At 50.6% G+C, this 26,824-nt stretch carries 14 protein-coding genes; 11 read left to right on the top strand and 3 right to left on the bottom strand.

Features of this window, described 5'->3' with window-relative positions:
- Positions 1 to 40 precede the first annotated feature (40 nt).
- The 9 genes from SH449x_RS21890 to SH449x_RS21850 all read left to right on the top strand — a co-directional run bounded on the left by SH449x_RS21890 (position 41) and on the right by SH449x_RS21850 (position 18,597).
- Entirely contained in the window at positions 41 to 2,716 is a 2,676-nt protein-coding gene (locus SH449x_RS21890) for a hypothetical protein (protein ID WP_482378211.1), read from the top strand.
- On the top strand, positions 2,713 to 4,410 hold the full coding sequence (locus SH449x_RS21885; protein WP_482378210.1) for a hypothetical protein: 1,698 nt from the start codon (positions 2,713 to 2,715) through the stop codon (positions 4,408 to 4,410). The genes SH449x_RS21890 and SH449x_RS21885 overlap by 4 nt, the downstream gene beginning before the upstream one ends.
- Positions 4,411 to 4,551: 141 nt before the next feature.
- Entirely contained in the window at positions 4,552 to 5,835 is a 1,284-nt protein-coding gene (locus SH449x_RS21880) for a tetratricopeptide repeat protein (protein ID WP_482378209.1), read from the top strand.
- Between the two features lie 107 nt (positions 5,836 to 5,942).
- Entirely contained in the window at positions 5,943 to 7,721 is a 1,779-nt protein-coding gene (locus tag SH449x_RS21875) for a CRTAC1 family protein (protein ID WP_482378208.1), read from the top strand.
- Between the two features lie 123 nt (positions 7,722 to 7,844).
- Positions 7,845 to 8,945, top strand: a complete 1,101-nt coding sequence (locus tag SH449x_RS21870; RefSeq protein WP_482378207.1) for a DUF1559 family PulG-like putative transporter — start codon at positions 7,845 to 7,847, stop codon at positions 8,943 to 8,945.
- A 292-nt stretch (positions 8,946 to 9,237) separates the two neighbouring features.
- Positions 9,238 to 9,717, top strand: a complete 480-nt coding sequence (locus tag SH449x_RS21865; RefSeq protein WP_482378206.1) for a carboxypeptidase-like regulatory domain-containing protein — start codon at positions 9,238 to 9,240, stop codon at positions 9,715 to 9,717.
- A 148-nt stretch (positions 9,718 to 9,865) separates the two neighbouring features.
- The gene (locus SH449x_RS21860; protein WP_482378205.1) at positions 9,866 to 12,820 is read left to right on the top strand and encodes an FG-GAP-like repeat-containing protein; all 2,955 of its coding nucleotides are present in this window, start codon (positions 9,866 to 9,868) and stop codon (positions 12,818 to 12,820) included.
- 4 nt (positions 12,821 to 12,824) lie between these two features.
- Entirely contained in the window at positions 12,825 to 15,782 is a 2,958-nt protein-coding gene (locus tag SH449x_RS21855) for a CRTAC1 family protein (protein ID WP_482378204.1), read from the top strand.
- Between the two features lie 424 nt (positions 15,783 to 16,206).
- Entirely contained in the window at positions 16,207 to 18,597 is a 2,391-nt protein-coding gene (locus SH449x_RS21850; RefSeq protein ID WP_482378203.1) for a methyl-accepting chemotaxis protein, read from the top strand.
- Between the two features lie 73 nt (positions 18,598 to 18,670).
- Here the strand turns inward: SH449x_RS21850 and SH449x_RS21845 are convergent, their stop codons facing one another.
- Entirely contained in the window at positions 18,671 to 22,450 is a 3,780-nt protein-coding gene (locus SH449x_RS21845; RefSeq protein WP_482378202.1) for a hypothetical protein, read from the bottom strand.
- A gap of 403 nt (positions 22,451 to 22,853) precedes the next feature.
- Here SH449x_RS21845 and SH449x_RS21840 point away from each other — a divergent pair, with 403 nt between their 5' ends.
- Positions 22,854 to 23,180, top strand: coding sequence for a hypothetical protein (locus SH449x_RS21840; protein WP_482378201.1), 327 nt, complete (start codon positions 22,854 to 22,856; stop codon positions 23,178 to 23,180).
- Positions 23,181 to 23,367: 187 nt separating this feature from the next.
- Complete coding sequence (locus SH449x_RS21835) at positions 23,368 to 24,312, top strand: hypothetical protein (protein WP_482378200.1); 945 nt, start codon at positions 23,368 to 23,370, stop codon at positions 24,310 to 24,312.
- Between the two features lie 217 nt (positions 24,313 to 24,529).
- Here SH449x_RS21835 and SH449x_RS21830 read toward each other — a convergent pair whose 3' ends face one another.
- Together SH449x_RS21830 and SH449x_RS21825 are read right to left on the bottom strand one after the other, a co-directional pair.
- Entirely contained in the window at positions 24,530 to 25,369 is an 840-nt protein-coding gene (locus SH449x_RS21830) for a sugar phosphate isomerase/epimerase family protein (protein ID WP_482378199.1), read from the bottom strand.
- 267 nt (positions 25,370 to 25,636) lie between these two features.
- Positions 25,637 to 26,785: an alpha/beta hydrolase-fold protein gene (locus SH449x_RS21825; protein ID WP_482378198.1), complete on the bottom strand. Its 1,149-nt coding sequence runs from the start codon at positions 26,783 to 26,785 to the stop codon at positions 25,637 to 25,639.
- Between the last annotated feature and the right edge of the window lie 39 nt (positions 26,786 to 26,824).

The raw sequence follows: 26,824 nt of genomic DNA, 5'->3' as shown, positions 1-26,824 counted from the left end.
AGATAAGTTTCGCCGTAGTTTCTAGGGACAACCATGAACATTGTTGCGTTCACGTATCGCGACCCGCAACCTCTATCATGGTATCGCATTCGAACTGGTTCGTATAGAATCCAGGGTAACTGACATCCGTTCTGTTTGGGAGCCTAAGGTGAAATCACGCGGCATTCTGGAAACTTTTCTCTTTGCCTGTCTTTTGTTTTTCCCGGTGGGATGCCGAGAAGAGAAACCAACCTCGCAGGCGGACCTAGCTAAAGATGCGGAGGAAGCCAGACAGAAGCAGCGGATCGTCTCGGATCGAACCGCGACCATTCCTAGCGAATCAGCGGTGGTCGTCAGCTACGTAAAACCTGGCCATTGGTATCAAGCGAACGCGAGACTTACCGCCAATCAACAAGACGAATCATTGGTCGTTTCCCTTGCACCAATAGACCGACAAGAAAAAGAAGTACCGTTGACGGCTGGAACGGCACCGATTCGATTTGAGCGAACGGTGTCGCTTGCACGTGGCCAACAGAAGAATGTTTCTCTTCTAGTCCTCCAGCCTGACATCTCTCTCAATTCCTACCAGGACTCCATGGACTTCTCGAGGGATACGACGCCGGCGTTGTTGAGGCTGCAGTATTCGGCCAAAGGATTTGGTACACCACTTTTGCAGGAGAACAATCCTTTACGACTTTTGTATGGATATCAGTATTGTGTTGTCACCTTGTGTAGCGATCCTGCACGTCATTCTTATTTAAAAGCCTTGGATAGTGCGACATGGTCGTCACAGATTCGAGCTCCGGAAGAGAGGATCACGCCCCACAGAATTTTGGATTTGAAAGACGATGATCTCGCTACGTTGTTTCCGAGCAGGCTATATGCGATGACATCGATCTCGCATTTGATGATCAATGACGGTTCTCCTGCATTGTTGGGGATCGACCAGCAACAAGCGGTATTGGATTGGCTTCATTTTGGAGGAACGATCATCATCAACGGGATCGAGGGGCTGGATCGGGTCGAGTCGAGCTTTCTGAGACCATACACCCCACTGATGGACGCTAAGTCTGGTTCATGGTCAGAGGCTGATACTGAGCAATTGAACCGCTTCTGGACGATTCCACGCATGGAAGATGACAACGACACCCTCTTCACGCCCGCGCGGGCTATTCCCAAGATCCAAGGTCGATTGCGGGAGGGCGCGAGGTGGATGGACAATTTAGAAGGGCTTGTTGCCGAGCAGTTCGTTGGTCAAGGTCGAGTGGTGATGACGACCTTTCCCATGAACGACCCTAGCTTTCAGCGTTGGCCCTCTTATTCTTCGCTTGTTCACAATGCCGTCTTTCGCATGCCATCCAGGACGGTAGTTAAATCGAAAGAAGAGATCCCGTTGAACCCGAACAATCGTTTGACGACTGAGGAATACACTCCCCTTTTTGACACCTTGTACGCTGGCTCGTTGCAGGGCACGGAACTCAATCCAATGCACAGCACACGCTTGAGACTTTGGGCTAGAGATTTAGATCTTTCAACATCGCATAAACTCGGTGAGTCCAGGGGAGCCGGAGGGAATATATCTGGAGATTCCTCGCTGCCAGAACGAATTGTGAGTCAATTTCCTGAGGGGAAGAAAACGGGACTCGGTGGCTGGAATGCGGAGTCCGCTGTATTAAACAGCGCCAAAGCGAGTCTGCAAGAGTCGTCCGGAATTACGGTCCCCAAAGTCAAAACGATCGTGTGGCTATTAGCAGGCTATCTCATCGTTTTAGTACCGATCAACTGGGCCGTTTTCCGACTCGCGGGCCGTGTGGAACTGGCGTGGATTATGGCACCCATTATCGCTGTCGTGGGAGCATTCATCGTCGCTCGAAGCGTTCAGTTGGATGTCGGATTTTCTAGGAGTCAGACCTCGTACGGTTTTTTGCAATGCCATGCAGGTTATTCTCGAGGAGTTCTATCGAACTACTTGGCTTTGTACACTTCACTAACCACGAACTACCAAGCCCGCTATCCAGACGATACTGGGGTTGTCACTCCGCTTCCGTTGTCCTCCGATAGTACCGGTGCTAAGCGACGCTTGAGCGTGGATGGATACGACTACACTTTTGCGGGGGACGGTGGTGTGGGATTGATCAAAGCGCCCGTTTTATCGAACACAACCGGTCTGCTATCGTCGGAAGAGATGCTGGATCTCGAAGGAAGTTTTGATGTAGAGATCGACGAAGAGTTGGGAAACCTGACGCTGAGCAACCAAAGTAAGCTCGATCTATATGACGTAGGGGTAATCGGTGCAAGCGATGGTGGCCAATTCCTGAGAGGCTGGATTGGCGATTTGGAAGCAGGTGGAGAAGTAGCCTGCAAACTCGAAACTCCCAAAACCGTGGATAGATGGTTCTCACAGTGGGAATTGAACCCGACACTTTCCAAGCCAGATCTCATCTTGGGCAACGGTAACAAATGGACCTCGAGCGAGCTGACTGATGGCTTGTATCTAGGCAAGATGTTAGAAATGGTTGCGACGCGTTATCCGTTTGGACAAGGAGAAGTTATTGCGATCGGATGGACACACGATCAGCTATCCGAGCTAAGGATCTCTCCAGATACAAACCAAAAGCGGCATAAAACCATGGTGATGATTCATTTGCGTTATGCCAAGCCGGGGCTCGTAAAACCTGACAAGATTCTTTTTCCAGCGGTCAAGTTGGAATCGGCGCTCGAGCCTGTGTCTCCATGAGTCGCATTAGCCTTTTGCTTTATTTTGTACTTGCTTGTGTATCAACATGGCCCTTGTTGGCGTCGCTGAAGTCCCGTCTACCGCTAGGCACTGAGTCATGCAGAACAGTTCCCTTATTCAATCTTTGGACCCTGGAATGGAATGTCCAGTGCGTCGAGAGGGGTAAGTTCTACTGGTCGAATGGATACTGGGACGCACCGATCTTTTTTCCAGTTCAAGATAGTTTCGCCATGTCGGAGGCCCAGCCGATAGTGGCTATGCTAGCGCCGTTGGTGTGGCTGACGGGCTCATCAGTATTGGCTTACAACATATATGTGCTTGTGTCGCTGACCCTGAACGGTTGGTTTACCAATCGTCTGCTAAGAAATCAGGGGATTTCAGCTTCCGTGGCATTGCTTGGTGGTGGGGGTATGGTTCTGCTGCCTATGGTGCATTGGCAGCTAGGAGTTTCACAATTGATACCCGTCTGGGGAGTGATTTGGGGATGGGATATTCTGCTGCGGTGGGGGCAAATAGAGGCAGGTGAGCCTCGCGAAAGTATCCGAATGGGAGTTCGGGAAGGATTGGAACTCAGCGCGGCTTGGGTTTGCACTTTTGCCATGAGTGTTCACCATGGACTGTTCGCATCGGTTCTTTTCATTTTGGGATTAGCCTGCTTAGTGTTATGGCAAGTCCGAAATAAAGAGGCGGTGCAGAGAATCGGCTCAGCATGCTTGGTGAACGCGATTGTCGCAGGTCTGCTGATTGGCCCCATGCTTTGGCGGCATCATATGGTTGGGAAGATACACGGTTTTGAACGAGAGGCCGATCTGGTCGATCAGTTGTCAGTCTGGCCCTCACAATACGCGTTCACCTATGGATACTCCTTTTCGAATTGGATTTTGGGAAAGGGATGGGCACCACAGGTAAATTGGCCAATTGGTGCGGGAGGACTTTCGACAGTTCTCGCGCTGGTCGCCATGATTGTATGCTTCTTCCGTAAAGCCAATCGATTCGCGATTTTTTTTCTGCTGGTTTTGGGAGCTGTTAGTTTTCTGTTCTCACTTGGAAACCATCTTTCTCTAGGGAATTGGTCTCCCTGGGGCGGATTGGTTGGCTATGTACCAGGGTTCTCGCAGGTGCGTAGTGCGTATCGATTTGCGTACTTTGTACAGATGGCCATTGTTCTTTTGAGCGCGATAGGAATCGACACGCTTGTTAAGGCTGGACGCAAAACCATACGATGGATGGCCATGGCGTTCGGGTTGTTGAGCATGCTCGATCCTTGGCCTGGAGTTACAAGGTTAGGGGTTGCCCCTGCGATTGAAGAATTGCGTTCGGGCTGGGTGAGCAGCTTGAAAAATGAACCACGGTCCGGCGTGTTGATTTTACCATTGCACGAAGGGGGAGCGGTTCGTGATTACGAAGTCGTAACCGAGTGGATGCTACAAAGTCTGCAGGCTGGCATGCCACTGGTGAACGGCTACTCGGGTTTCTTTCCTGAGGAGCAGTTAAGTTTAGCTCGGAGGATTGGAGGTGAGGGTCTTAGCGAGCGAGTTGTCGCCGAGCTTTCCGATTTGGGAATCGGATACGTGGTGATCAGTCCATATTCTGACACCTTGGCGGAGACAGCAGGTTTAAATCCGCTCGGCGCGCAGACAGGCCAAGATAAGTGGCAGGTTTTCAAGGTTGAAAAACGATTAGAAGGGCATTGAATTTTGTCCCCAAAGTAAAAGTGGGTTGCTGCACGGGACAGCAGGTTGGGCTACAATATCAATCTTGATTGCTTGAGTAAGTAGTCGCTTTCCGATTGAATGCGGCCTCATCCTCCCTTCCCTCCAACCTAGTGATCAACTGTGCTCCCAGATTTCGATGGCAAATCGTCGGTTTCGGTGAATTGGAACAATATGCCACGCATTCCGCTGGCATTGTTGGCGTTGGTGGCAATTGTGAGTGGCGTTGCCATCCTATGGTATGCTGCAACCCGTTCAGTACCTCTGACTGGGAAGCCGGAGGTAGGGTACTTGGCACGTGATACCCGTCCAGCGTCACCCGAATTAGACCTCGCTCAGGAGGATGCGGATCAAGCGTTAGCATGGCTTAAGGAAAGTCATGGAGTGGAAAATCCCAGCCTGCCCGAAGTGTTGCTGGCTGCGGGCGGCCTGGCGGTATCGGCGGAGCAGTACGAAAAAGCAGTTCGATATTTCGCCCAGGTTGCTACCGATGTGCCGCGTTTAGGAATGACGGCGAGACTTGAGCAAGGAGTTGCGTTAATAAAGCTCAATTACGCAACGCAGGCGGAGCAACAACTTAGAAGTTTCTTGGATGCGGCGAGAGAGTCAGAATTTCTTGACCCTGCACAAGTTCTCGATGGATTCAAATGGCTCACGTATCTGCTTTCGGTACAAGTTCGCCAAGAGGACAGAAAGAAAGTCTTAGAAGAGCAGCATGCTATAGGTCTAGCCGACCCGCTGGATTCGAAGCAACTCTTCTTCCCAAATCTACTAATACTGAATTCGCCTGCGGGGCGAACAAGACTTGCAAAATTGTTGGAGAAAGAGCCGACTAATGTTGTCTTGCAAGTCGCCGCTGCACGGTATCAAACCTTTGCTGGCGAGTTCGATGATGCGATCCTCAGCTTGAAAAAGTATTACGGCACAGGAAACGAGGATCTTTGGCTTGCATCCGCCTTAGCCGAGGCATTTGTCGAATCGGATCGCATGCAAGAAGCGAGCGACCTAGTAGACAAACTCCCCAGTTTTGAATCTTCGGAACCGTGGCTTCTAACTCGGATGAGAGGAGAGGTCTCTTTGTTCCGCGAGCAGTGGGACGATGCTCTTCGCTACTTCAAAAGTGTATTAGAGGTCGATCCGGCCAACGCTCCCGCACAAATGGGGGTGGCGATGGCTTACGAGAAGCTCAGGGATTCGGTGAACCACAAGGAAGCTTTAAGAAGGTCTGGAGTGCTTGCCAAAATCCGAGTAAATCTTGGCAGCGTGCAAACCGATGCCGAGGCAGCCTGTCTTGATTTGGCGAAGCAGTGCCAGTCTGTCGAAATGAAGGATGCAGCCCGTGTATTTGAGTTTCATGCCGATCGAATAAGAAGTCAACCTGTCATTAAACCATCAATTGAGAGATGAATGTGATTGACAAGCCCCCACTTTGGAGCACTTCCCCACTCTGGAGCACTTATCGACGGGAATCGGGTTCGCAGCCATTGTTTTGCCTGTCGATTTGCTGCTTGCTGATGAATATGTTTTGCACCGGCTGTGAGCACACACCGATAGATCGACAAGGACAAAAAGAAGACGCGAATTCCACTAACCTTCAAGGGGACGAGAATGAGAATCACGCGAGCGAATTAGAGAGAATAGAGCTGAGTAATTCCGCTAGAAGATCAGAAACGCGGTCTGCTCAAGAAGCTCTGGATCTCAAAGCCGATTCAGCCATTCGTTTTGAAGAACTCAAGGATAGCGGGATAGACTTTGTCAGAGAAGACGACATGCGAGGCCAGTGCCGCATTTTCGAGTCGACCGGTGGTGGCGTTGGCGCATTGGATTATGATCGCGATGGCTTGGTAGATTTGGTCTTTATGGGTGGGTGTAAACTACCCGAAGAAGCGGATTCGCGTAATCCAACATGCGTGTTGTACCAACATCGAGGTGAGCTGAAGTTTGTAGATCGAACAGTAGCTAGCGGATTGGTCAAAGATGGGTATTGCCAGGGGATTGCTGTAGGGGACTGGGACAATGACGGCTTCGATGACATCTATATCACAGCCTTGGGGCCAAACGGCTTCTATAGGAATAATGGCGATGGAACGTTTAGTGAAAGAACAGACGAGATGGGGGTTCGGGTGCCTGAATGGAGCACAAGCTGCGCGATGGCAGATCTTAACCTTGATGGCAATCTGGATCTGTATGTAGTGAATTACTTAGCGGACTCGATCACCGACCCACTATTGTGCTCGAATCCTAGGAGTCCATCCGGCAGGGAGCAGTGCCCCCCGTCGAAATATCGTGGCGTAGATGATCGAATCTTTTTGAACGATGGAGCTGGCGGTGCGAAAGATGTGACCAACCAATGCGGTTTGGCTGGTCTGGAAGGAAAGGGCTTAGGGGTCCTCATCAGCGACTTGGATCGGGATGGAACACCGGAAATCTACGTTGCGAATGACGGACAAGCCAATTTTCTATTTAAGATCGCTATCTCCGATTCTGGAAGCATTGCTCTGGAAGATCATGCTTTCGATGCAGGTGCGGCCTTGAGCCGTTCTGGTTACGCTCAAGCCAGCATGGGGATTGCGGCTGGTGACTTCGATAACAATGGCACCATGGATCTCCACCTAACGAATTTCTACGGGGACACGAACACGATCTACAAGAACCAAGGAGATCTGAGGTTCGCGGATGTAACACGCAGTACAGGCATCGCTAGCCCTAGCAAAAGCGTTCTAGGTTGGGGAACCGTTTTTGTCGATTTCGACCAAGACGGTTGGTTGGACTTGTTTGTCACGAACGGGCATGTCGAGGATCGAACATGGGCGGAACGAGGCGAGCCGTTCGCGATGCGTCCGCTGCTGCTCCGAAATTTGGGTAATGGCCAGTTTCAAGACGTCACAAAATTCGCCGGCGAATACTTTGAAAAAGAGTGGCTGGGGAGGGGTGTTGTTGCAATCGATCTCAACCAGGACGGATTAGAGGATCTAGTCGTTTCGCACCAACTAGCCCGTCCGCAGATCTTAATCAACAAAACATGGACACCTAAGGCTAGCCGAATTGAGCTCATTGGTGTTCAGTCGAACCGCAACGGTGCAGGAGGAAAGCTAGAGTACCTGGGGGGATTGGGAGAGGTCTTAGGGTATCGGGAGATGTATGGGGGCGGTAGCTATTTGTCATCGGCTGTTCCCCGGCAGATTTTTGCTCCTCCTGGCAGCCAGAAGGTTCGGGTCGTGTGGCCCAGCGGCAAAGCGGATGAGTTTACCTTGAAAGAATCAGCTATCGTGCATTTAAAGGAATCTAGGTGATACTTAATGGCCGATACTCCCCCCAAACGGGTTGACAATGTCTTCGCCGATGCGATAATATCGGTTATAGGCCCGTATCGTCGTCTTTTTTGATTCCAACTTTTCTTGTCAGGAGTTTTCCTCATGAAGCACTTAAAAAGTCTGAAACGTCAGGGTTTCACTTTGGTTGAGTTGCTCGTCGTTATCGCGATTATCGGTATTTTGGTTGGTCTTTTGCTTCCAGCGGTCCAGGCTGCTCGAGAAGCTGCTCGTCGTATGCAGTGCTCGAACAATCTCAAGCAGCTGGGCTTGGCACTACACAATTACGAGAGTGCTTTTAGAGTGCTCCCGTATGGTTGCAGCTGGCCAGATCCACCACTAAACGTTAGCTGGCGGCGGTTTAGCGGTCACGTAGCTTTGCTGCCTTTTGTCGAACAAGGCGCTTTGTTTGAGCAAATTTCTGCCGCACAAGCACAGGCCATCGGCGGCGGTGGGCCAGGTTTGGTACCTTGGGATGGGGGATTTATCCCCTTCCGCACTCGAATTCCAACTTTGCAGTGCCCTAGTGACGTTGGTCGATTTCAAACAAACGAAGTTTCGACCACCAACTACATGTTCTCTCGTGGCGATACCACATGGGATCATAACCAGTGGGCAGGCAATGGCGGTCGTGGGCTCCGGGGAGCGTTCACATGTGTGACTCCGGTGGGAGGCACTCAGATTGCTTTCCGATCGTTCACGGACGGATTGAGCAACAGCATTGCAATGTCCGAGCGAACGATCGCGCAGGACGGTTCTCGACGAGTGTTGGATGGTGGAACGCTTGTTAACATTGGTGCATTTTTCCGCAACGACAATCCTGCCGACTGTGCGAGCCCAGCTCGCATCATTAACCGTGTCTATCAAGGAGATGTTGGTGCTTGGGGTGGCCGCCGCTGGACCGATGGTGCACCAGCATTTACGGGTCACACAACCATTCTTGGACCAAACCGCGCTAGCTGCACTCAGGGTGGCTGGGATGGTGAGGACGGAGTTTACGAGCCAATGAGCCGACACACTGGCGGCGTCAACGCAGTCTTCGGAGACGGTGCGGTTCGCTTTATTGGCGAAGGCGTTGATACAGGAAACACCACATTGCCTCCCGCTGACGCTCCAGGTCAAGGAATGGGGCCAACCCGTTATGGCGTTTGGGGTGCGATGGGATCCATTCGCGGTGGCGATATTGCTAACCCCGAAGGCACTTAACAAGGATTGACGTAGGCTCTTCTGAGTCCAGGTCTCTTTCAATAGGCAGGAGTCGAAAGTGGCTCTTGCCTTTTTTATTTGAGCATGTTGGAAAATTCAGCGGATAATCGGCGTGCCAATAGTTCGCGATGGAGTTGCTGCCCAACGCTTTAATGTTAGGATAAATGCGGCGGCGTTATGACCGCATTTCTCGAACAAATTCATGCTGGGTTCGTATAGCTGTCAGGTAACAAGTAGGTTTGCTAAGCGTTCCAGCTCGGTTGTTTTCTCGTTTAATTCAGTAGAGGGTATTATGGCTCGTCTAGCTTTAAGTTTTTTGATGATCGGTTTTTTACTAACTGGATGCAATTCCAAGGAAGGACGAGTCCAGACTCACAAGGTCAGCGGAAAAGTCACTTACAACGGATCGCCGGTTGCATCGGCAACAGTCACATTTTCTCCTCAAGAAAGCGGTACACCGGCTGCGATGGGTATCACAGACGGACAGGGTGTCTATACCTTGACGACTTACGACTCCGGAGACGGTGCGGCAGCGGGTTTATACAAGGTCATGGTTTATAAAATGAACGAGGCTGCGTCCTCTACACCATCCATGCCTGCCCATGATCCCACAGGAGCCGGTCCGTCGGGCGCTCCCGCTCACTCTGGCCCTCGTGGAGGGCAACAAAAATCTGCTTCATCTCTGCTACCGGAGAAATACATGAAAGCTGACACCACGCCTCTAACCAAGAATGTGGTTGGCGGAGTAAACGAAATCAACATCGAGCTGTAACTAGGCAGGTTTTGAGTGAGTATTGGCCAGGCACAATAGCTTGGCCAATGCTGCATTATGCATTTGAGCAAACGGGAACGATCGCCATTTCAATCCAAGGAAAGGTAGCGTTCCAGCTAGGGATATAGGCTAAACCGGTATCGTGCAGATGGCAAAACTCTCTGACGGACAGACAAGTGCGCGGTGGCCGAAACTTGTGGTAACATCTGCTGCTCTTGCGGTTGTCGTACTGGGTGTACTCATCTTTTTCCTCCCACCTCCCGAGGATTCATTCTACACACCTGAGACTTACCTCAGAGCTGCTGAAGAGTCGCTAGCTGCAGGTCGATTCGAAGACTCCGTAAAGTTTGTGTCTCTCATTGAATCAACCTCTGAGCTTCGTTCGCGGGCCTGTCTTGTAGCAGGAGAAGCCCTCACTAAGCTGGGGGATCTCGACCAAGCGATTAAATTTTATGAAGAGATTTCCTCTTCGCACCCGGAGATTTTCCCTATTGCGCAATACGCTTTGGCTGAGATTTTTCGCGTTCAGTCCCGCTGGCAAGAGTCCCTCGCATGCTATTTGAATGTGCTGACAATCAACCCTAATCAAGCAGAGAGCCGCGAGAGGGTTGCGTTTCTGTTGGGCATAAGTGGTCAACGCTGGGAGTCGGTGCCACACCTTATGAAGTTAGTGGAGTTGCAACGCTGGGATTTGCAAACCCTGTCTGTTCTTACGGACATTGAGCGTCCCATAGAGCAAAGGGAATTAGTCGCAGAAAGTTTCAAGTCTCAACCCAACGATCTCGTGGTGAGGCTGGCTAGAACGCATCATTTCATGGTGGATGGCGACCCTCAAACTGCCAGACCCATCCTGGAATCGCTCGCGAAGAACTCCTCGGCACCGAACGCAGTTTTTGAAATGCTGGGCGAAGCAATATACCAAATGGGAGATGCGCCAGCCCTCGAGGCTTGGAATCGCGCGTTGCCCGCCTCACTAGAAAAATCCCCAAGCGTATGGTTCATTCGCGGCCAGCAGGCTCGGATAGAGGGAGAGCTTGAGATAGCCGCGATCTGCTACTCCAAAGCCATCGCCATCGTACCCGAGTATAGGCTTGCTTTGTATCAGTTAGGCCAGGTGTTAACCAAACTCGGTGACGAGAATGCTAAGGAGGTTATCGAACGAGCGAAGCTACAAGCAGAAACAAGCCAACAGTTAGACTTGATTCTGGGGACAAACGGGCAGTCACCCATCCCGATGCAGAAGGTGTCTGATGCATGTACCAAGCTAGGTCGGTTCCGTGAAGCGTGGGCTTGGGCGGTCACAAGCAGGGGGCTACACGGCGAGTCAACATGGACCATGGACATGATCCAACGCGCCAAGCCGTTTCTTGAACGCAACGTCCGGACGGCAGAAACATCTCAATCGGTTCAATCCGCAGTCAATCGGTACGCCGCCAAGGCGCAAAATGATCCTCTCAAAGCCATGAAGTGGGCCGATGTAAATCGAGCCGTGCAAGAAGGGAAAGAAAACCAATCCTTGGTGCGATTCGAGCAAGAGGATAAGATCGGTTTGGATTTCATTTATCAAAATGGCGATGACCCGGCCACTCCTGGTGTAAGAATGTTTGAGCAGACGGGAGGCGGTGTCGCCGTCCTCGATTTTGACAACGATGGTTGGCCCGATCTTTATTTCACGCAGGGTAGCCCATGGATCAGCGGCGAAGCGAATCCAACTTCTGACCCAAAGCACCATGACACGCTGTTCCGAAATATGCAGGGGCAATCGTATAAAGAGTGTTCCGCACTCTCTGGGATCTTGGTGCTAGATTACAGCCAAGGAGTTACCGTTGGGGATTTAGACAATGACGGTTTTGACGATATCTTTGTCGGTGTCATTGGTCGCAGCCGTTTGTATATGAACAATGGAGACGGTACATTTCGAGACGAGACTGCGAGCCTTCTCGAAGCGCAGGACAGTTGGACCACCAGTGCCGTGATAGTCGATCTTAATGGCGATTCTCTGCCAGACATTTTCGAACTGAACTACCTAGAAGGAGAGCAGATTTACACACTGATTTGCAATGGCAAGGGCTGCTCTCCGAGCAATTTTTCTGGTGCTGTGAACCGATGCTGGCTCAACAAAGGGGATGGCAGCTTTGAATTCGTCGAAAACTGCGATGGGCCGCCCCAGGCGAGCAAGAGTCTCGGTGTGTTAGCCATGAGGCTCGAGGGTGAGCAGACGAACAGCTTGTTTATTGCAAATGATCAGGTTCCCAACTTCCTGCTTGTTCCTTCGAAAACAAGTGATGGCAAGTTTGCATTGGAGGATGAGGCTCTCCTTCGGGGTCTTGCACTGAACATGGATGGATTGTCAATGGCTTGCATGGGAATCGCGGCGGACGATCTTGATAACAGTGGCAGCCTTGATTTGCTTGTGACCAACTTTTCCAATGAGGCGAACTCTGTTTATCTTCAGGATTCTACAGGATTGTTCACCGATTCGACTTTGGCAGCTGGCATGCAAACGGCCAGCTATCCGTATGTAGGCTGGGGTACCCAGTTCCTCGATGCGGATCGCGATGGCAATCCTGACGTTGTCGTCGTCAATGGACATGTCGATGACTACCGAGATAGAGGCGGCGAGTATGCCATGCTCCCCCAATTCTATCGGAACAACGGTAGAGGCAGACTTAGTGTCGTGCCGGGTGAGGAGATCGGCAGTTTCTTTACAACCAAACACTTAAGTAGAGCGTTGGCTAAGCTGGATTGGAATCGCGACGGTTTGGTTGACTTTGTGGTTTCGAATATACTTGAGCCATCAATGCTCGTGTCGAATCGTACCCAAAATGCAGGACGCTACTTGAATGTTCGGATGATCGGTACGGAGTCTCCTCGAATTCCCATCGGGGCTATTGTTACGGTGGTGACAGATGCAGGAGAGTGGACCAAGCAATTAACGGCGGGAGATGGTTATCAATGCAGTAACGAACGGGTCATTCAATTCGGGCTCGGCTCAGTAGACAGCATCAATAAGCTTACCATCCAGTGGCCCAGTGGGCGAATTAGCGAACACCTTGTCGATGGCATCAACACGGAGATAATGTGTGTTGAGGGGCAACCGTAAGCTCATGTCACAATTGAACCGAAAGAATCAAGAACGAGTCCATACACGAATTCGAAGAACAAGTCTGCTGACGCTAGGTCTGCTGTCGGCCATTCTGGTGATCTGGGTTGGCTCGAAAATGCTACAGCATTGGCGGGCAAGACAGTTATTTGATGATGCCGTGCAACAAGGTGCCCTAGGGCTACTCGATAAAGGCGAAAAGGGGGCTTGGCAGGCATGGCGGATCGATTCGTCTTTGCCCGAGGCGGTAGCCGTAGCCGCACAGTTTGCCATCCAGCAGGGCCGTCATGCCCAAGCCCTTCTCTATCTAGACGAGTTGAATCTCGATGACCCAGGGTTCGCGAATCCGATCAAGGAGATGGCATGGCACATGCGAGGGGAAGCCTATCAAGCTCTCGGGGACATAAGCAATGCCGAGATTGCCTTTAGAAGGCTACTTGAGGTTAATCCAGAGAATGCTGCCGGTTGCCTGAGTTTTATCACGCTTTTGGGGACATGCGCTCGACGTGACGAAGCTATTCCCTACATTCTTCGGCTGGTCAAGCTAAGAGCAGCTGGCGACACTCTGATGCTTTTGGCACGTGAGAGCGGCGCGATCCAAAATGAAGCCTACCTCAGACGATCTGCATCGCAATTCCCTAACGATCCTTTGCCATGGGCTGCGTTAGCGACTTATGCATTTGACGCAAACGAGGAAACAAATTCTCAAGGTTTTATTGAGAAAGCTTTGGCTTTAGAACCGAACTGCGTTCCAGCATTGAGTCTACAATTGCGACTTTTCGCGAAACAAGACCGCTGGGATAAGGTCCAGGCCCTCTGGGAATCTTTGCCACGTGAATCTCAACGGCGATTGCGCGAACATGCTGCCGTTTGGTTGCTTCAGGGACAGTATCTGGAAAGGGCATCTGATTGGAAAGCCGCCATAGGATGTTATGTGGAAGCATTTAAACGAAGGCCTGACTCACGAGTTGCCATCAGTCGGCTTGCTACTTTGTTAGCCCAAACTGGTAATGTAGCTGCTGCTTCGACTTTTTCCAACTATTTGATTAGGATCCAAAAACTTTGGGAGGTACAGGATCGAGTCTTGTTCACGCAAACGCCACGAGCTTTGGAAGATTTACTTATGCTCGTAGAAGCTTATGCACGCTGCGGGAGACTTTGGGAAGCGTACGGCTGGTGCCAACTCGGAATACAGTTAGCCCCGCAGTCACAAGATCTAATTGGAGAGCTGGAGGCGTTTGACGCAGCTCTATTGAACGAACCCTTCGTAATGGTTGCCGATTCTCTTTCACCATTGAGTAAGTTTGATTGGAAAACATACGAACCCCCTGAGTGGATCTTTGCTAGATCCATGGACGCACCCTCGGAAGAGAAAAAAACGGAGACAGCTCCGCCCATTCAATTTGTGGATGAAGCGAAAGAACGGGGAATTCAGTTTGTTTTTCACGATGGGACGGATGGACCGATTCGCCATTTGATGTTTGAACTGACTGGGGGAGGGATTGGCGTCTTGGACTATGATCTCGACGGTTGGCCAGACCTAGTTTTTTCTCAGGGTAGACCATGGCCACCGGAAAGCACTATCGAGCCAGCTTATAGGGATCTACTGTACCGCAATGAGCAAGGGCGGACTTTCTCCACACCTATACCCTTGCCACTCTCTGTGGACGGATTTGGTCAAGGAATAGGGATTGGTGACGTAAACGATGATGGCTTCCCCGATATTTACATCGCGCAGACGGATGGAAATCGACTACTTCTCAATGGGGGGGACGGTACGTTTCACGATGTCACTGAGGAGGCGGGTTTGTATGGTAAGGCATGGACGACCAGCTGTCTCGTCGCAGATGTAAACAATGATGGTTTCCCTGATCTTTATGATGTCAACTACGTTGCGGGGCCCGACATTTTTACTAGGACTTGCTTGTTGGACGGAAAGGTCGTGCAGTGCAAACCGACCGATTTTGAGTCCGAGCAGGATTACTTGTGGTTGAACGATGGGCAAGGAGGATTTGTACAGCAGTCCGAGAACTTTTTGCCGCGCGGACGTGGTTTGGGTGCTGTCGCTTTTCGCAGCGGTACAACGAACGGTTTGCAGATGTTTGTTACCAACGATGTCGAACCCAATTTCCTACTGAATTTTAATCGAAATGCTGACAGTACTTTTACGGTGGAAGACACCGCGATCTATAGCGGCGTCGCCTTCAATGAAAACGGAAAGGCTGAGGGATCCATGGGAATTGCCGTACACGACCTCAATGGCGATGGGCATCTTGATTTTGTAGTGACTAATTTCCTAGCAGAATCCAATACGCTGTATCAATCTTTAGGAGAAGGGCTTTACGCTGATCGGACAAAGACAAGCGGCTTAGAACCTCTTTCGTACGACGCTCTCGGGTTTGGTGCTCAATTTCTAGATGCGAACTTGGATGGCATTCCAGAATTATTTGTCGCAAATGGGCACGTTGACGACTTATCAGACTTTGGTAAACCGTACCGGATGCCACCACAACTCATGAGCTTTCAATCCAACAAGAGATTCCAATTGCTGCAGGGGGTTGGAGAATACTTTAGCGAGGAACTACTGGGCCGGGCGGCAGTCAAGTTGGATTGGAATCGCGACGGAAAAATGGACTTGGTAGTAGGTCACTTGCGGGATCCTTATTCGTTGCTCACGAACTATTCGGAAACCAAGGACACATCTCTCACGATTCGCTTGGTTGGTACACAATCGAATCGAGATGCCATCGGGGCAATCGTTACGTTGCACAACGACGGCAAGCAGATTGCCCAGCAAGTCACTTCAGGAGACGGGTACCACGCATCCAATTCGCGAGAGATCATATTTCCTGTGGTAGAAGGAAAATCCTATGAGCTTTCGATCGAGTGGCCGTCTGGAAATATTGATCGTGTACCGATACCGTTGGCCGATAGATTCATTACAATAGTTGAATCAAGGTAATCTCGACTAATCGTCCGAAGTGATATCTTCTTCGCAAGTTGTCAAATTTTTCATAAAAAAACAACTGAAGCTCCCCGTGATCCCTCAATCGTACTTTATCGTTAGGCAGACGTGCCCCCTGGTTTGAGCTGGAATAAGCATTTGCGACCTTGTCGGGAATGCAGATTGCCGAATGGCCGCTTAACCATCGTTGACAAAAGCCGATTTCTTAAAGAATTAACACACTTGTTTGTAATTCCCAAGAATACATTTGCCCAGCCTACTTCTATGTAGGGTCGATCGGGATAGCAAGATTGACAGCAACACGCAGTCATTTCTTGATTCTCGAAATTCATCGTATTAACACAGTAAGTGCATATACGTTGATGTGAAAGCAATTGCTGCAATCAAGGGTTTGCGCAGGTCATATTTTTAGGCGGAAGAAATGAAGATTAGAACGAAACTGTTGAGCTCTTTCATCGCGATTGGCATACTGCCCATCTGTGGAGTCGGAGTATCGAGCTTTATCGTTTCGGAGCGAGCCTCCAGGAAACTCGGTACCCATGCGGTTGAGTGTCTGCAAGAATCATCGGAGAAAACGATTTCTGTTGTAAACGAAATCAAAAAAGCTCACGTGTTGGATTACTTCCAGACAGCAGCCAATCAAGTAACAACACTGGCGCAGGACACACAACTCGTTAGCCGTTTCCGCCCTCTGAGAACCGGGTTTGAACGATTCATTGATGACCGCGAAACCGTGGCGATGGACAAGGTTGACGACAGTAATGCCGTACGTCAATTCTATGAAACGACCTTTCTGGAATTTTACAGATCCAAAAATGTTGGCAAGCCGCTCAAGATCGAATCCATAGTCAGCAAACTGTCCCCACAGGCAATGGCCTTGCAGAATACATTTATCGCAGGCAACCCTCACCCGCTTGGGAAGAAGGCACTGTTGGTCGAATCGGATCTTGGTACCGTATATGATGCAGCCCACAGACAGGTTCACAAGCAACTCCTGAATTATATCGAAACATTTAACTTCTACGATTTGTTTCTTGTCGATTCGAAAAGCGGCGACATTATTTACTCGGTATTCAAAGAGATTGATTTCGCAACTAACCTAATCGATGGTCCATTCGCTAAATCTTCACTTGGCGAGGCGTTCCAAAGAGCCAACGAAGCGTCTCCAGACGCCAGCGCCGAGCTTGTCGATTTCGCACCGTATTTGCCCTCCTATGAGTTGCCAGCAAGCTTTATAGCGGCCCCGATTTTTGATGGTGAAGAACGCTTGGGTGTTTTGATTCTTCAGATGTCCTCGATCGAATCTCTGAATAGAGTTATGGATCTCGGAAACATGTTAGGAAAGGGTACGGAAGCCTACATTGTAGGTGCAGATTTCTTGCCAAGATCGGACAGTCGACTAGACCCCAAGAATCGCACGATCGTGAACGCATTCAAAAATCCTGAGAATGGCAGGATCAGAACAGAATCCGTGTCGCGTGCACTACGAGGCGAATCGGGTGTAATGCTCGAGAAGAATTATTTGAACCAACAGACTATAAGTAGCTACTCACCCTTCCGGATTTTGGGGTTGGAGTGGGCATTGATCGTCGATCAACCTGTTAAAGAGGCTCTCGCACAGGTTGAGAGTGTCAACCAAACGAACGCGGAAGCACGTTCCGCCCTCCTCTTCTGGATATTCGGTGTGATGGGCACAACACTTTGTGTTGTGATTCCCTTTTCGCTCTGGATTATCCGGGGTTTGATGAACCCAATTAACGCTACGATACTGACACTCAAAGATATCGCGGAGGGTGATGGGGATCTTACTCGACGACTCGACGAAACCAGGGCTGATGAATTGGGGGAACTCTCACGTTGGTTTAATGCGTTCGCAGAAAGAATTCATGATTTAATTTGTGTCATTCTTAAGGATTCGCAACTCCTCAATTCGAGATCGTCGAACCTGAAGATTTCTGCTGAATCTCTTGCAGAGCAGGTCGCTTCAAGCAAACAACAGTCACACAGTGTGAGTGCTGCATCAGAGCAGATGTCGGTTAGCATGAAGACCGTATCAGAAAGTTCGGAAAGCATGAGTTGCTCTATCAAAGCGGTTGCAGCCAGCGTCGAAGAAATGAATGCTACAATTCGCGAAATCGCGAGCAATGCTGAAAGAAGTGCGGCGGTCGCTGGTGACGCTGCTACCTTAGTTGAGGAAAGCAACAAGCGAATCTCAGCCTTGGGGCTATCAGCGAACGAGATTGGCAAAGTGATTCAGGTAATCCAGGATATTGCTGAACAGACCAATTTGCTGGCTCTCAATGCGACTATTGAAGCTGCACGAGCTGGCGAATCTGGCAAGGGATTCTCAGTTGTGGCTGCCGAAGTTAAAGAGCTTGCAAAGCAGACTGCCGTAGCCACCGAGGACATTCGGGCTCGTATAGAAGCAATACAGGAATCAACCGCAGATGCTGTCGGTTCCATTCGTTCCATCAGTGATGTCATTACGAACGTTAACGAAGTGTCGCGAAGTATCGCGGCCGCAGTTGAAGAGCAGAGTATCGCAACCAAACAAATTACCGATAGTGTAGCGCAAACGGCTACTGCTGCGGAATCGGTTGCGAATGGGATTTCGGAAACAGCCCTGGCTAGCAGAGAACTCACTGAAAATTTCGCGAAGGTTGATGCTGTTCTCGTTAGTTCGGCCGCCGGCGCGGACGAATCCCTGGATGCAGGTACCCAGCTTAGCCAACTGGCACATGAGATGTCACAGTTGGTCGGTAGATTCAAAGTGAAGCAGGATGCCGACAAAAGATACAGCCATAACATTTAGCTCTGGCGTCATCTCATGAGACACGGACTATCGCCCCCGTTCATCTCGCGAGAGGCTTAGTATAGGAATCGAGTTACTGGGGTGCCTGCGGCACGTTTGGCGGTGGCGGCTGTGGCGGTGTGTTTTGTCCAAAGGGCAAACCGCCGCCGAAGCTAGGCAATTGAAAATTCTGAAGATTGGGGAGTTGCGGAAGATTGTTCTGAACACCCTGCTGCATCTGCTGAACCCCTTGCTGGACACCTTGTTGGAGTGGTTGTAATTGATTCGAAATCGGCCCAAGCAGTTTGTTCAATCCTTTATCAATCTGCTTTTGGGCTTCGCCTCTCAAGGCCGTAGATGCGACTTGTTGAGCAAGTGAAGTTAGGCTTGAGTAGTCCAGTTGCGGCTTTTGTATGGTCCCGCGAATAGGAATGACGATCGATTGGCCCGCCAGCGAAGTTAAGGAGCTCGCGCGTTCCAACCAATCTGCTTGTATAGGCACGGTCGCATTCAATTCCAAACTGCCATCGATACCAACAGAGCCATTGGTCGTGAGCATCACCTCTCCCGCTTGGAATCGCATATCTCGGTGCATGACCCGACCATTCTGAACGTTGAATCCGATATCTTGTTGCGGCATATGCAGCCAATTGGCTGACTGGTTCGGCTCGGCAGCCCCGAGACCTCGTTTAAAGTTTCTTACCTGTTGTACGATCCCAATCAGCTGATCCGCAAGTGGTCCAGGCCCTACGTTGGCACCGTGCACAATCAACTGCCCTTTGACCGTTTGGTTCATCAGGCTGGTGGGGACCAGCACAGCTTCGTCGATCTTTAGGCTCAAGTTCCCTTGAACACTCGTCACATCAGCCAGGATGGGTGCAACGAACCGCAACCAGCCTTGGCACATCTGCGGAGTGATCGCCACATTGTCGATGACGGTCTGAGGTTGCTGCGTTATCTGGATCGGGTTGCTTCCAACATCTCCATCGAGATTCCAGCGTAGACGCCCCTGGGAAACAGGAATGTCTGCCTGCGTGAGCAAGTGGCCATTCCTTACGACGATTGGGATATCCGCTGGACCAACGGGGATGCCCAGCACATTGGCCCCCTCCCAGCCTATCTGCGATGAGGCTTGCAAGGCTTCGGCCCAAGTCCCTGTCCCAGTGTCGTTTGATATCCATTGAATATCGAGTGGTTGCGTTTTGCGACCACTGAGAGCCAGATAAGAACCAGTCCAGGGTTTGATCTTTTCTGCCACTCGGGCGGCGTCGTAGTGGATTTGCCCCTTGGAAATCAGCTTAGTCTGACCGTTCGCTTGCTGAACCGTGGCCACGCCACCATACGCCAGCCATTCTGTCATCATTTGAGCCTTGCTCACATTTAAAAGTCCTTTTACCAGCTCGTAGCTTCCCTCGGCTATCAATTCTACTTGAGGTTCCGCCCAAAGTTGATTGCGAGGAATTCCATTAGATTGGTTCGAAGTACTAACGAGTATGGCAGCGTTGTTCGACTGATTTTGTAAAATCTTTAGTGCGGCACCTTTAGACGCCATACTCCATTGGATCAGCTCTGCATCCAGACTCCATTGTGCTGTTCCAGTGACATCTCCCTCGACATAGATAGCATCGGGCCCCTGGGCATATCCCATTGACTCAAAGAGTTGTTTGGGATTGATGCGATAAGCGGCTTGTCCAAGCCGTCCGAACGATTTGCTTGGGTCGGCGTCATCATTGGCCTGAACCGCGAAGGAAAGAGCGCGTACAAGCAAGTTATCGATCTTTAATTTCGTAATATCGTTAGAGTTGGCAGCTCCCTTAAAGGTTGCGACGAGTTCGGGCTCGGAGAAAACCATCTCTCCTGATCGGACTTGAAAGGACTTGATATCCAGCGATGCATCTTGAATCTCCAAGGATGCCGCGTCCATGATACCTCGAGCATCTAAATTACACTGCCCTCCCATGAGGATGCCGAGATCTATACCAGCTAACAATTGCCCGCGTCGCTGCCATCCGGCCAAGTCTCCGATCAGTTTCAACTGAATTCCGGCTGGTGGCATTCCCGCTGTACCTGGCGTTGCTGGCACCAATGAGACAGGCTCCATGACGATTGCGGAGAGCAATTCATTCTCGGCTTTGAGCTCAAGATTCGCTCTATCGATCTGAATGATTTGGCCGCGATCTAAGCGTGTAACCACTTGGAAATTGCCATCCCACTTCGGCTCCTTCAGCTCACCGTTCGCATTGCGTATCGAAATCGGAGTCGTTCGCACCCCGCCGGTAGCGACCAATCGGTTTCCCTCGTCCTGCTGCCATGCGACCTGGCATTCTGCCGAGCCTCGGACCTGCTGCATCGGCAAGGCAACCCATTGCGAAAGACGATTATGCATCGCTTCTAAGTCAAAGCTTCCGCCGATGCTTCCGCGAATCAGATCACCTTCCCCTTTGATCGAACCGAACTCAGACGTGCAGTCGAGTTTCAAGCTCGGTTGCCCGGTTGGTGTTGATGAAATATTGACAACCGCAGAAAAGGCCTCCTCCCAGCTCATTTGTGTACCATTCACGCTCGCCTTGAGCCCACCTAACCCGAGTTTAATAGTGCTGGACGGCGGCAAATTTGGATTGGCCGAGAATTTTTGAAAGGCCCGGAGGTTCGCTCGTCCACTACTCAGTTGCACTTGATCCTGTACCGGGATCAAGTCTGGTGCAACGGTGACGACACGGGCTAGATCGATGTTGCCTTCGATTTCGTACTCCGCATTGGCAAGCCAAGGTTCACTAATCGTCGGAATAGTAAATTCGTAGGGCAGATCAGCGGATGCCGTTACCGCACCGACGTCGGTCTGAAGAATCAACCCTTCGGCTTTGAGTCGATTGTTGCTGCTTTGTAGATTCCCAGTCAATCGAATCTGATTTAAGCTAGCTCCCTTTTCACCGACGAGGCTAGGTGCAACTATCTGTAAAGAATCGATCTGCGCCGTGTGGATTCGGGCAAAGATCGATTGATTGTTGTGAACTTCTAACTCTGTCTGTAACGTCGCCAGACCCGCGAGGTGATCGATAGGCAGATCCGGCACTCTTCGCTTGACCAGGCTTATCCAATGTAGTGGCAACCCAGTCGTTGCGATGGTCATTTTAACAGGTCCAAGCAAACTATTGTTCTTTGTTGAATCAATCTGCGCGAGTGGCTCCGTGCGAATTTGAAATTGTCCACCCATGAGAACCTCACCTGGATGAGCCTTGGTTTGACGCAGGGTTCCCAACAGTGTCATTGGAGGAATCGGCTGGCTGGCTGTAGGAATGGGAATGTCGACTTGGTTCAGCACGAGGTCCCAGCTGGTTTGGTCAACGCTATCGGTAGCATGGACAACAGCATCCGCGATCACAATTCGACCGGTGAAGTGCATCGGAGCAGCAGCAGGCTGAGATGGACTCGCATCTGCTGGTGCACCGTTGAGCCATGGCTGGAGAGCTTGTTCAAGATTCGTCGTACCCGGTTGGACTTGAACATGCAATTCAGCCCCTTTGACCGTGACCTTCTTCAGGTCGCTGTACTTGGTAAGCAGGTTGAGCAACGTTAGCTCGGTTTCGACTTCACCGATACGGACCAACTCCGCTCCGTTCGCATCGATCAATCGCAGATCGCGAACTTTAACCGGCTTGAGCCAACCAGCCTCGATCGAAGCCAAATCGATGCGTATCGGTGCAAGCCCTGCATGCTTGTTGGCCAATGAAAGAACAAGCTTCCGGTTTTGAACTGCCAACGGAACACCCAGGATGGCAACAATGACCAACACAACGACCGTCAGGATTACGAGACGGCCTAGCCGTCCCTTCTTGGTTCGACGTTTCCCAAAATCCGATTCCTCGTTTTTCATGAGCTATCTAACTCCAACCTGTAATTCCGGAATTCCGGTGGCCTTCACGACAATCGCCGGGACTTTAGCCGATTACTCGATTCCAAGTCGAGAGCGGATCTTTCGCTAAGCTAGCATTCCCATACGGGCTTGATTGAAGCAACTCAGCTGGAAAAATCGATCTGTGAGCAGGGCTAGATCAAGTTTTCCAGCTTGTTCCATTCTGGAAAAAATGTGCAAGAAAAGGATTTCGAGTGAGGTTCGTGACCATCCTTGTCAATCATGCCATCGAAGATGAAGTTGTCTCAAAACTGGACTCCTGAGTTTCGATATCAAGTTGCGTGTAGGGCAATGATCGAAAGCCTTGGTGTGTCGCAGGTTTGAGTTGCAGCATCGTAGGGCTTTCTAGAATGAAAAGTGACAAATGGCAAAGTTTTATGTTCAAAGTGGTAATTTACGAGGCGTTGTCGACTGCTTCGACGAACAATGCGCCGCTGTTTGGGTGATCCAGAGAACCGTCAGTAGAGCGACGTTGGCCTTCGAACAATCTCAATGGAAGGATAAGACGCTCCAAGAATTCATTGACGAGGCGATCTTTGAACTCGACGAGGTCATTGAGATCAATGAGCGTGGATTTTCGCGAAACGATTCCACATCCATCGATATTCATGATGCATTTTGCTCATGGTATCAGTTGACCAAAGTCATTGAGTCGCTTTCTAAAGCCATGGAAGATAAACTGGATGATTAGCGGCAAAGCGGTGCCAGAACGATGCGGACTTTCCGCGTCGCTCTGATATCATACAAGATGGATAAGGGCATTTCTCGCCAGAGGGGCCCCCGATCAATTAGCGTCGCTGGCTGGTATACTTATCGACCTACCCACCTTGAGATTCGTGCGTCCGCACTGCTACCGCTACCATCCTCGGAGGAAAACCATGTTACGGTATCGATCTAAATTCGCGTTTGCCCTCGCTGCTCTTGCATCCCCATTACTCAGCCAGGTTCATATCAGCCAAGTTCAAGCGGATGACGTTTTCGCGAATCACGTTGCCATGAGTCCCCTACCAAGCGGAAAGGGACTTGCAGCAGCTTTCCCAAAGGATGACGGCATATCGTCTCATGAGGACGTAATCTTCGCCGACAACTTCGAATCGGGAAAACTCGGCAAGGGTTGGGATGAACGTACGTCCGAAGACAAAGAGGCTCTCTATCTCGTGTCACCAGAACACGAACTCGGAGGAGAGCACTGCATGAAAGTGGTTGCCCGCTTGAATAAGAACGAAGGGGGAGGACTCACCAAATGGTTCGAGCCCTCCGATACACTCTTCTTCCGCTTCTACGTTAAGTTCGACAAGGAATGCGACTACGTACATCACTTTGTCACGCTGCGGGCAAACAAGTCACTTGTTGGTAGAGATCGCTGGAGTGGGTTTGGAGGAGCGGGCAACAAACCTGTTGGCGACGAACGATTCTCGACGGCGCTGGAACCTACAGGAAATTGGGAAGCATGGCCGGCTCCCGGTAAATGGAATTTCTATAGCTATTGGCACGAAATGGAACAATCTCGTGATCGACGCTATTGGGGGAACGCCTTTATGGTGCCCGAACAAGATTTGATCCCCAAGGACAAGTGGATCTGCGCTGAGTTTATGATCAAGCACAATACACAGGGCAAGCCTGATGGCGAACAAGCGTTCTGGATTGACGGAAAGCTGCTGGGCCATTGGAAAGGGATTAATTGGCGAACCAGTGAACGACTCATGGCAAATGCGTTGACCCTGGAATCTTATGTCACGGACCGATGGACAAAAAACGGAGTCAACATTGTTTACTTTGACAATGTCGTGATCGCCAAGTCCTATATCGGACCAGCGGAGTAAGCGTCGTTCCATCAGCGTCGTTAGCCGCGTTCTCATCGGACCTCCCATCGCAGTTGATCTGCCGCGACGCAAATAGGAGCATCGCGGCGAAAGCTATACAGTGCAGAGTGATGCGAAGCGAGCAGGAAGTCGCTTTTAGCGACGACATAAGAGCCAGCAGGATTCTCTTGCGAACTAGCCAGAATTAATCCGGTAGCTTTTCATCTACCAACTCGCCCTAACTGCCCAGTTGGGCCTTCATAAATTTCAACCCGTCCTCGGCCAGTTTGAGTTCATCGTCGAACATGCGTCGCCAAATCTTAGTAGCGGCTGCTAACTCCGGAAGGGATAGACCAAAGGCTTCGATCACAAGCCAGTTATCGTATCCGATCGATCGAATCGCATCAAAAGTTTCTTGCCATTTGATATCGCCCGCTCCTGGAGTGCTCCGGTCGTTTTCACTGATATGGATATGGCAAACCATGTCCTTGATGTCATGCATGGCTTTCGTAATGCTCTTTTCTTCGATGTTGGCATGGAAGGTGTCGTACATCATTCGGCAGTTTGGGTGCCCCACTTGGCGACAGAACTCTGCGGCGTCCGCCTGAGCATTGAGGAAGTAGACTTCGAACCGATTGAGTGGCTCGACAGCTAGCATGACCCCGACTTTGCCCGCGTGCTCCGCCACCTCTCGCATGCTCTCGATGCCCCACTTCCACTCATCCTCGGTGCGGCCTGCGCCGGTAAAGTAGCCGATCGCGGAGTGATACGGCCCAACTAGAGTTTCAACCCCCGCAGCCGCACAGCAATCGAGAGCTCGTTTATTCAGTTCGACACCTTTCTTTCGAATGTTGGCGTCGGGGCTGATCGGATTGTCGCCTTCGTTGCGTACGGTGACAGCGGTTCGGCTAAGCCCCAAATCATCGAGTCGCTTTCCCCAAGCGGTGTAGTCCAAGTCCAGATTGAAAATCGGAACCTCCACGCCGTCATAGCCCATTTTTTTGAGGCTCTCTAGTACGGGAAGCATGCCATCATTGAGTTCACCGGACCACAGCAACAGATTCATACCGAATTTCATAATTGTCTTTCAATGGAAGGGAGGAAAGGACGAACCGTGCGACGAATCGAACTCGTGCACCCAGATCGCTTTGGATTAGCCCGCTGATTATAAAGTGTTCCAGCTTATCAAGTAAGCCTACCACTATTGCCCAATGGAACATTGACTGAGACCATCCTTTTGTCCACTGAATCTCGCAGCCCCGCTTCATCGCACTGGTACCTTTTCAGGAAAGGTACCAGTATCTCCAAGCCTAAAGGAAATATCCACTTAGTTTTACTATGAACTTTAGCCCGGTTCTGCTGGCTGAAACAACAGCGGAGCGAATTCAAGCAGGCTTCGTCGCCAGGTTTGCCACTCGTGCGCGGTTTCGGGTGACAGGTAGTAGTGGCTGTTGATGCCCATTTCCTTGATCGCATGGGTCGCAGCAGCGGGATCACCTCCTCGACGTGGGCGATCCCCTCCGCCAACCTCTTTGCTTCCATAGCTGACAAACACAAGCTGGACTTTCTCTTTGAAGCCTGGAGTCTTTTCCACGTCGTCAGGAGTCAGTGTGGCTCCACTGAACAATCCGATGTGAGAGAACTTGTCCAAGTGCTTGAGGGTGATCGTTTTGGTTTGCATGCTTCCCATAGAGAGGCCTGCCATGGCACGATTAGGTTGGTTCGATAGAGTGCGAAAGTTGGAATCGATGTAGGGAATCAATTCCTCGACCAGTACCTTCTCAAAAGGCTTAATATCATAGTTGGCCATACCTCCCATGCGAACTTCGTTCGTCATGCCGTAGGTCATCGCGATGATGAAAGGTTTGATTTTTCCTTCCGCGATGAGATTGTCCATGATCAAGCCGGCATGCCCTTGTGCTCCCCAACCGTATTCATTCTCGCCCCAGCCGTGCTGCAGATAGAGGACCGGATATCGCGTTTCTTGGTCGCCGTCGTAGCCTGGCGGAGTATAAACAAATGCTCGACGGGTCGTATCGGTGCTCGGGGAAAAGAAGAGCACTTCACGAAGCTGACCATGCCGAACATTCTTGACAGCATAGAAATCTTGATCCTTGGCCGGGACTTCCACTCCACTTCCCCATCGCATTGCCCCAAAATAGTACTTGCTATTGGGGTCAGGAACCTCTGCACCATCAATCTTGAGGGTGTAATAGTGAAAGCCTTCGTCAAGTGGACGAGTGAATCCAGTCCATACACCCTTTTCGTCTTTGACAAATTCGCTGCTATCGCGAAAGCTGCATGAGACGCTAGTTGCTTCTGGGGCAACAATTTGGAATTTAACTCGTCCCTCGGAGTTAACCTTAGGATACTCCTTTCCATCTTGATTAGTGGGAGCGGGTTTCCAGTCATCTACCGGAACCACTTGTTGCGCCTGACAGATTGGATGAAATGAGACCCCCAACAGCAGAAATACAAAAGACTTTCTTAACATGGATAACTCCAACGTGAGAAGAGGAAGAGGAGATTTGCA

Origin of the sequence: Brakhagea baltica (assembly GCF_052161605.1) — a bacterium.
In the GTDB taxonomy this organism is placed as follows: Bacteria; Planctomycetota; Planctomycetia; order Pirellulales; family Pirellulaceae; genus JBKCUI01.
This window is presented reverse-complemented; position numbering and strand designations above follow the sequence as displayed.

Bases quoted from the DNA above. Each gene is read 5' to 3' on its own strand.
- SH449x_RS21885 (WP_482378210.1), top strand. From the start codon at position 2,713: ATGAGTCGCATTAGCCTTTTGCTTTATTTTGTACTTGCTTGTGTATCA.
- SH449x_RS21875 (WP_482378208.1), top strand. From the start codon at position 5,943: ATGAATATGTTTTGCACCGGCTGTGAGCACACACCGATAGATCGACAA.
- SH449x_RS21870 (WP_482378207.1), top strand. From the start codon at position 7,845: ATGAAGCACTTAAAAAGTCTGAAACGTCAGGGTTTCACTTTGGTTGAG.
- SH449x_RS21865 (WP_482378206.1), top strand. From the start codon at position 9,238: ATGGCTCGTCTAGCTTTAAGTTTTTTGATGATCGGTTTTTTACTAACT.
- SH449x_RS21860 (WP_482378205.1), top strand. From the start codon at position 9,866: ATGGCAAAACTCTCTGACGGACAGACAAGTGCGCGGTGGCCGAAACTT.
- SH449x_RS21855 (WP_482378204.1), top strand. From the start codon at position 12,825: ATGTCACAATTGAACCGAAAGAATCAAGAACGAGTCCATACACGAATT.
- SH449x_RS21850 (WP_482378203.1), top strand. From the start codon at position 16,207: ATGAAGATTAGAACGAAACTGTTGAGCTCTTTCATCGCGATTGGCATA.
- SH449x_RS21845 (WP_482378202.1), bottom strand. From the start codon at position 22,450: ATGAAAAACGAGGAATCGGATTTTGGGAAACGTCGAACCAAGAAGGGA.
- SH449x_RS21840 (WP_482378201.1), top strand. From the start codon at position 22,854: ATGGCAAAGTTTTATGTTCAAAGTGGTAATTTACGAGGCGTTGTCGAC.
- SH449x_RS21835 (WP_482378200.1), top strand. From the start codon at position 23,368: ATGTTACGGTATCGATCTAAATTCGCGTTTGCCCTCGCTGCTCTTGCA.
- SH449x_RS21830 (WP_482378199.1), bottom strand. From the start codon at position 25,369: ATGAAATTCGGTATGAATCTGTTGCTGTGGTCCGGTGAACTCAATGAT.
- SH449x_RS21825 (WP_482378198.1), bottom strand. From the start codon at position 26,785: ATGTTAAGAAAGTCTTTTGTATTTCTGCTGTTGGGGGTCTCATTTCAT.